The organism is Chitinophaga sp., assembly GCF_035564935.1.
GTDB lineage: Bacteria > Bacteroidota > Bacteroidia > Chitinophagales > Chitinophagaceae > Chitinophaga.
Genome location: NZ_DATMTE010000794.1, coordinates 1 through 7,551, shown reverse-complemented (window position 1 = coordinate 7,551; position 7,551 = coordinate 1). Strand labels below are relative to the sequence as shown.

The following is a 7,551-nucleotide window of genomic DNA, read 5'->3' as shown; positions in this document are numbered from 1 at the left end:
CACCATGCGTTGTCAATCCATCAAAATTATATAATATTTTTTAATCCTGATTAAATTAAAACCTCTCACCAAAACTTTCCACCGGAAAAAACTATATTTATCCGCATCTTTGCCGGTTCCCCTCACCGTTACCAGGGGATTAAAAGTGAACAATGATCCTGATGAAAAAAACTACACTTCTTCAAAAAATCGGCGCTGGTTTATTATGCGGCCTGCTTTCGCTAACAGTATCTGCGCAGCAAAAACCTAATATCATTATTATTTATGCAGATGATCTTGGTTATGGTGATGTGAGCTGCTATGGCATGAAAAAGATCCACACACCACACATCGATCAACTGGCGCAGCAAGGCGTGCGGTTCAGCAATGCTTACGCCACTTCCGCTACGTGTACCCCTTCCCGTTTCGGGATCTTAACGGGTAAATATCCCTGGCGGCAAAAAAATACCGGCATCGCTCCCGGCGATGCCTCATTGATCCTTCCTACGGATCACCGTACCCTCCCGGGCATGTTAAAAGATGCCGGTTATCAAACCGCCGCTATCGGTAAATGGCACCTGGGCCTGGGCGCCAGTGCGGGGATCAACTGGAACAAAGCTATCAGTCCGGGCCCCCTGGAAGCAGGATTTACCTATTCCTTTATAATGCCCGCTACACTGGATCGTGTCCCCTGCGTATTTGTAGAAGATCATAACGTGGTAAATGCAGATCCCAATGATCCCATTGAAGTGAACTACAAACATAAGATCGGCAATGACCCTACCGGCCTGGAAAACCCGGAAAAGCTGCGCATGCATCCTGATCCGCAGCAGGGACATAATCAAACCATTGTAGACAGCATCAGCCGGATCGGCTGGATGAGCGGCGGCAACCGCGCCCGCTGGAAAGATGAAAACATTGCAGGCATCATCACTGATAAAGCCATTCAATTCATCGGCAAAAATAAGCAGCAGCCTTTCTTCCTTTATTTCGCCAGCGGCGACATCCATGTACCCCGCTATCCCAACAGTATGTTCAGGGGTAAAAGCGGCATGGGCCTGAGAGGCGATGCTATATTGCAGCTCGACTGGACCGTAGGACAGATCGTAAAAGCGCTGGACAGCCTGGGGCTCACCAAAAACACCCTGATCATTTTCTCCAGCGACAACGGTCCCGTACTAAACGACGGGTACCTTGACCAGGCCGTGGAACTGGTAGGCAATCACCACCCCGCCGGACCTTTGAGAGGCGGCAAATACAGCGCCTTTGAAGCCGGCGCCAGGGTGCCTTTCATCGTTAAATGGCCCGCCGGCGTAAAAGGAAAACAAACCTCCAATACACTCATCAGCCAGGTAGACCTCTTTGCTTCCTTTGCCAAACTAACCGGGCAAACCATCCAGCCGGATGAAGCACCGGATAGTTTTGATATGCTGCAACAGCTGCTGGGTAAATCCCGCCAAAACCGGCCCTACCTGGTAACGCATGCCGGTACCCTCGCTATTATTTCGGGCGACTGGAAATACATTTCCCCTTCCAAAGGCGCCAAAATTGCCCGCGACGTAAACATAGAACTCGGCAACGACAGCGCCCCGCAACTTTACCATCTCTCTGCCGATGCCAACGAACAACACAACGTGGCAGCACAGTACCCCGACAAGGTGAAAGCCCTGGCGGCGGAGTTGGAGAGTGTGCGGGGCAGGTAAAGCCCGCGGGTTACTTCTCATGTGCGGCCTTGTAGTGCTGCAGTAGCAGATCGCCGCCGAAATCGTTTTTCAGGTCGCGCACAACAGTGTGGATGTGATTGGCGTTATTTTGGGTGTTGTCGTATTCAATGATGATGCCGGGGCCCTGGATGCGGTAATAGCAGGGATTACCCGATGCGTGCACCGTACTGCCGGCCCAGGTGAACCACAAATTATCCAGGCCGTCCTGCTGGATGTCTTTCAGCATTTTATCGGCAAACAGTTTGGTGAAGCGATGTACGTATACGCTGATAAGACCGAGTAGTTGTTGTTGATGCGCTGCGCTCAGTTCTTTATAACGGATGCCTTCGGGGTGTTCGATCATGGCATTTCTTTTATTGCCTGTTATAATTTCCGCAGGAGCTTTGGTGGTTACCAGCGCCTTTTGTAATTCCTCCGGTGATAAGGCGTGCAGCAGCTCAAAAGCGAGCGAGGTTTCTTCCTTCAGTACTTCCTTTCCTTTTTGTGGCCCTTCCAGTACAATGGCAGGATTGGCGCCAAGGAAAGCAGGGGTGCCTGCCACCAGCTCTTTTTTATCTGCCGAAAAATTAAAAGCCACATGATGCCCTTCAAACCGCCAGCCCCAGATAGTATTCGCCCCGGGTACCCCGAAGATGGTAAGGAAGTATTTGCCGGGATCACGGTAATGATCATCCGCAGGCCGGTGTTCCAGCTCCTTCAGCACCAGGTCCAGCTGCATGATGTCATTTACCTTTTTTACCGTTGCTTCGCTCAGGGCAGTATTCAACAAAGCCATGAGCGCTTTGCGTTGTAAGGAATTGAGCTCGTTTACAGAGATGCCTTTGCGATCGTCGCGGGGCACATAGGCAAAATGGTATCGTTCCCCGGTATCGAAAGGGAACAATGTTTTCTCCTGTTGTATTTTGGTTAGCAACAGGAGAAACCGGTTGGCTTTCTCCGCCATTTCCTGTGCCCGGAGCGGGGCAGTGAATGTGCAACAACAAATAATGAATAGCAGGAATGACCGGTACATAAAGGTAATATTGAATAACGTGGAAAATAATAACAGCTAAATATAATCGATCAGTAACGATTCTGCAACCATAGCCGCCATATAAAAGAATCAAAAAAAAGAGTAATTTAGAGCATACCCCTTATACATCACATTATGCCTTCGAAAACGCCTGTTAAATTAACCGTATCTGATTTTATCAACCACCAGGAGGTGGTAGGCGAGCTTGCCGGTTTAAAGAAAACTTTTGATCCCGGCAGCGGTGGTAAACCGCTGATCGTATCCGATGTGCTGGATGCGGAAGGGCACCAGTATGTGAACCTGGTGCAGAAAGGCAGGGGCGTATTTGGTATTGCCCTTGTGGGATATACGTATATCCTGGAAGAAATGGGCATCCGGTTCCTCCGGCTGGCCGGCACCAGCGCGGGCGCCATTAATACGGCGCTGATTACGGTGATTAAAAATAAGTCCGATAAAAAATCGACCGGGGTATTACAGGCTATCTGTGATCTTGATTTTTTTTCGCTGGTAGATGGGCATCCTGCTGCGCGCACGCTGATTAAAAATTTTATCACGAAAAAGGATTATATCGATAAAGCCAAAAACAAACTGTTGCTGGTGCTGGCGGCATTTGCATTGCTGATAGCCGGCGATGTGGTGCTGGTGGGCCTGAGCAAGCAGTTCCCCGCTTTGTACGTTTGGACAGGCATCTGCTTTATTCTCAGCGGTTTTTTATCGCTGGTAATTGGTGTGGGCATTTCCTACGTGATCGATCTTTTTAAGCGATTGAAAAATTCAGGATATGGGATTAACCCGGGAGATGTTTTTTACGACTGGATCAAAAAGCTGTTGCAGGAAAACCAGGTTACCACCGTGAGCGATCTTAACAGGAAAGCCGCCGTGTGCCCGCCGTTGCAGCTGCGCGTACCCAATGAAAGCGGGCTGGACGACCTGAAGGGAGATGTCACCTTTATTGCTTCCGAACTCGTAACACAAAACAAGATCCAGTTCCCGGCCATGTGCGCTCTTTTCCGTACGGATATCGATAGCTTATCGCCCGCAGGGTTTATACGTGCATCTATGTCGATTCCCGTGTTTTTTGAGTCGTATATGATCAATGATATCCCGGCGGATGACAGCCGGATCAAGGCCGCCTGGAAGGAATTTTTCGGTATCACACAACCGCCTTCCACCGCGCGCTTTGTAGATGGCGGCATCCTCTCTAATTTCCCGATCAGTATTTTTTACAACAGCAATGTACAGGTGCCGAGGCTGCCATCGTTTGGGATTGACCTGGACGACAGTAAGCCGGCAGACAAACAGGAGAATGCCTTCAGCTGGTCGCTCACCGGGTATTTCGGGCGCATGTTCAACACTATCCGTAACTATTATGATAAAGATTTCCTGCTTAAGAACGAAGTATACCAGCGGGGTGTGGGAAAAGTGGACCTGTCGTCCGACCAGTACAACTGGCTGAACTTTTTCCTGTCGGATAAAGATAAGATCGACATGTTTGTACTTGGCGCCAAAGCCGCGTGCCAATTCCTGAGGGACTTCAACTGGGATACGTATAAAAATGACCGTACTGATCTGCAAATCCAGCTAAAAAAATAATGATGGAACCTGTTATTTCAAATGCCTGGTGTTGGTTATGTTTTTCCGTAGCATTGCTGCTGATCACGGCTTATATTATGCTCCGGCAGGCAAGGCAGTTTTATCTTTTTGATGTAGTGGTACGTAAATTCAGCATCATTGATTTACAGTTTCCCGCGTCCTGCAAAGAGATCCCTGAACTGATCAAAGGGATCTATGCACTGCCGGCTCCGCAGCAACTGCGCACGCTTTCCTCACTTCGCGGGCAGCTGTGGGTGGATTTTCTTTTCATGCCAGCGCTGTATGGCAGTATCTTCCTGTTGTGCATACAGGTGGCCAATAAAATGACGCCTGCCGGCGAGATATTTTTCGAATGCCTTGCCTGGCTTCAGTTGATCGCCTGGCTGTTTGACGCCATGGAAAACAGTTACCTGCTAGGCAAAATAAAGCCGGATGTAACGCCTTCCACCAAAGAAGTGCACCGGGCCTACCAGCAGATGGTATTTTCAAAATGGATCCTTTTGCTAACGGGCATTGTATGCTCCTTTTCGGCCATGCTGTTTTTCTGGGTATCGGGTAAATACGAGGTGCATTCCCTGTATTACCTGCTGGTGCTGGTGGGCGAAGTACTGTTGTTTGGCATTGCACTGGTAATAACCGGCAAACACAAAAGTGCGGAAGACGCCGCACCCGTGGCCTGATATTTAATTTAAACCATTCCACGTTTCACATTAATTCCATGAACACAATGCAGTCCAGAAGACATTTCATTAAAACCGCCGGGATGGGTCTTGCAGGGATAGGCTTTCTTCCTGTGCTGGGACCTGTAAAACAATTATGGGAGCCCTCCGCCGCACCCTTTCCCCATGCCCTTCCTGAATCGCAGGGCGTATCGTCCAAGGGGATCCTTTCCTTTATTGAAGCGGCTAATGCTTCCGGCATCAGCTGGCACAGTTTCGTATTGCTGAGGCATGGGCATATTGTAGCTGAAGGCTGGTGGAATCCTTATGCAGCGGAGTTCACCCACTCCCTGTATTCCCTCTCGAAAAGCTTTACCAGCACAGCTATTGGCATGCTGGTAAAAGAAGGCAAGCTGGATATCCAAAGCCCCGTTATTTCTTTTTTCCCTAATGACCTTCCTGCCAATCCATCTCCCAACCTGCAGAAAATGACAGTGAAGCACCTGCTTACCATGAACACCGGTAACGGGGCCGACACGCTGCCGCCAATGGCCCAATCCACTAAAACCTGGGTACAGGCATTCCTGGAACAGCCGGTAACATTTGAGCCGGGCACTCACTTCCTGTATAACACCGGGGCCACCTACATGCTGGGCGCTATCCTCCATGCGGTGACCGGGCAAACGCTGGAGCAGTACCTGGCGCCGCGGCTGTTTGCACCGCTGGATATTACGGGGTACGACTGGGAAACTTCTCCCCAGGGATTGAATACGGCCGGCTTTGGGCTTCGTGTAAAAACAACGGACATTGCCAAACTGGGACAGCTGTATCTCCAGAAAGGAAAATGGAACGGGAAAACATTGCTTACAGAAAACTGGGTAAAAGACGCCACCGGTTACCAAACCTCTTCGCAGCAGGGCAACGGCGACTGGGCCCAGGGATATGGTTACCAGTTCTGGCAATGCCGGCATGGCGCATACCGCGGTGATGGCGCCTTTGGCCAGTACTGTATCGTAATGCCCGACAAAGATGCGGTGCTGGCAGTAACCAGTCAAACCGCCGATATGCAAAAATCTCTCAACATCATCTGGGAGCACCTGTTACCCGCACTTCACGATGGCACGCTGCCGGCCGACCCTGTGCAACAAGCCGCCTTAAGAACAAGTTTGAGCAGTTTATCCCTGCCCGTAGTAAAAGGCAGCAACAATAAAGACATGGCGGCCCGCTACCAGCGCAAAACCTGGACGCTGGACAAGAATGATCTCAATGCGGGCTCCATGCAATTCGATTTCTCTCCGGCGGGTTGCACCTGGACCACGCAAACAGCAGATGGTTCCACCAGCATACGGCTGGGCTGGGAAAAATGGATACTGAATAAAGAACGGCAGCGCTACGCATTCCCGGAGGCAGGGTTAAACAAACAGCCTACCAAAGTAGCCGGCACCGCTACCTGGATCAATGACAATACGCTGCAGCTGAACCTGCGCTTCGTGGAAACGTTGCACGGCGACCAGGTACAGTGCGTGTTTGAAGGCGATAAATTAACGGTGAAGTTCCTGGATAGTTTAACGGCTATGACAGCCGGTAAAGCCGATAGCCGGAAAGCATTGAGCGGTGTTATGAAGGGTTAAGCCTGGCTTTTTGCAGCCGGGTATACAGTTGCTGCGCATATTCCAGCTGGGTTTGCTCACAGGTGGTAAAAGACTGGTCCCGCTTTGTAAGCGGGACTTTTTTATTATTGATCCATTTGATCATTTTATCATTTTTGAAATAGGTACGGTCTTCTTCCACTGTAATATCTTTATTGCTGAAAGTACCGCCGTACATAGGAATGCGGTAATGATAGTTTCTTGAATAAATAAACACCGGGGCGCCATGATCGTAGTAAATTTCGGCGCTGGTTTTTCCCATCTCCCCAAATACATTTTCTATAATGAGTACAATACTATCTCCGGAAAAATAACCGGTTACCTCTCCTCCTTCTGTGCTTTGTTGTTCCGAATCTATTACCACCTGCCGGTAAGAACCGATATGGGCATTGATTTCCCGGTACCGGTCTGTAATGTGACGGGTACTGGTATCGGTTTGACAAACCGCCCATAACAGCAAACAAATTTTCAGACAGAACATCGTATAGCGGGTTTGATCTGTTACAAATTAAGCAAAAGTTTCCTATCGCATCATTTGTCGCAAATCGCCCCTAAGAATGTCGTTTCAACCCATCTTCTCCTAACCTCCATCATCCTACCTTTATCTTACAAAATCCTTATTATATGGCAACAGTAAAAGAAGCACCCGCGAAAGGCAAGCTGAACAAGCAGTTCAGCGCAACGCTGCAGAAAAGTACCAATGCCGGCGGGTGGACATACGTAATATGGCCGGATTCGGTCGCATTTTTTGGTACCCGGGGATTGGTAAAAGTAAAGGGTACGATCGATCATCATCCCTTTCAAAGCTCCTTTATGGCTTTGGGAGATGGCACACATAAACTGCCGGTAAAAGTAGCGCTAAGGAAATTACTGGGGAAAGAAGCCGGAGATACTGTAGCAGTGCATCTTACAGAGCGGCTTTGAATGTATTTTTC

General features: G+C 49.3%; 7 protein-coding genes. 5 read left to right on the top strand and 2 right to left on the bottom strand.

Annotation, left to right across the window (positions count from 1 at the left end; translation table 11 throughout):
- The first annotated feature begins 161 nt into the window (after nt 1-161).
- Entirely contained in the window at nt 162-1,682 is a 1,521-nt protein-coding gene (locus tag VN105_RS20685; protein WP_325643751.1) for an arylsulfatase, read from the top strand.
- A 10-nt stretch (nt 1,683-1,692) separates the two neighbouring features.
- Here VN105_RS20685 and VN105_RS20680 read toward each other — a convergent pair whose 3' ends face one another.
- Nucleotides 1,693-2,715, bottom strand: coding sequence for a DUF3500 domain-containing protein (locus tag VN105_RS20680; RefSeq protein ID WP_325643749.1), 1,023 nt, complete (start codon nt 2,713-2,715; stop codon nt 1,693-1,695).
- 135 nt (nt 2,716-2,850) lie between these two features.
- On the opposite strand from VN105_RS20680, the gene VN105_RS20675 reads away from it, so the two are divergent.
- Genes VN105_RS20675 through VN105_RS20665 form a run of 3 tightly spaced genes read left to right on the top strand, consistent with a single transcriptional unit; the run spans nt 2,851 to nt 6,598 of the window.
- Nucleotides 2,851-4,308: a patatin-like phospholipase family protein gene (locus tag VN105_RS20675; RefSeq protein ID WP_325643747.1), complete on the top strand. Its 1,458-nt coding sequence runs from the start codon at nt 2,851-2,853 to the stop codon at nt 4,306-4,308.
- Between the two features lie 2 nt (nt 4,309-4,310).
- Entirely contained in the window at nt 4,311-4,988 is a 678-nt protein-coding gene (locus VN105_RS20670; RefSeq protein ID WP_325643745.1) for a hypothetical protein, read from the top strand.
- Between the two features lie 47 nt (nt 4,989-5,035).
- Entirely contained in the window at nt 5,036-6,598 is a 1,563-nt protein-coding gene (locus VN105_RS20665; RefSeq protein ID WP_325643743.1) for a serine hydrolase, read from the top strand.
- Here the strand turns inward: VN105_RS20665 and VN105_RS20660 are convergent.
- Nucleotides 6,585-7,097 carry a hypothetical protein gene (locus VN105_RS20660; protein WP_325643741.1) on the bottom strand — a complete coding sequence of 171 codons (513 nt, stop codon included), beginning with the start codon at nt 7,095-7,097 and terminating at the stop codon, nt 6,585-6,587. The genes VN105_RS20665 and VN105_RS20660 overlap by 14 nt on opposite strands.
- A 143-nt stretch (nt 7,098-7,240) precedes the next feature.
- Between VN105_RS20660 and VN105_RS20655 the strand changes: the two genes are divergently transcribed.
- Nucleotides 7,241-7,540, top strand: a complete 300-nt coding sequence (locus VN105_RS20655) for a DUF1905 domain-containing protein (RefSeq protein WP_325643739.1) — start codon at nt 7,241-7,243, stop codon at nt 7,538-7,540.
- Nucleotides 7,541-7,551 lie beyond the last annotated feature (11 nt).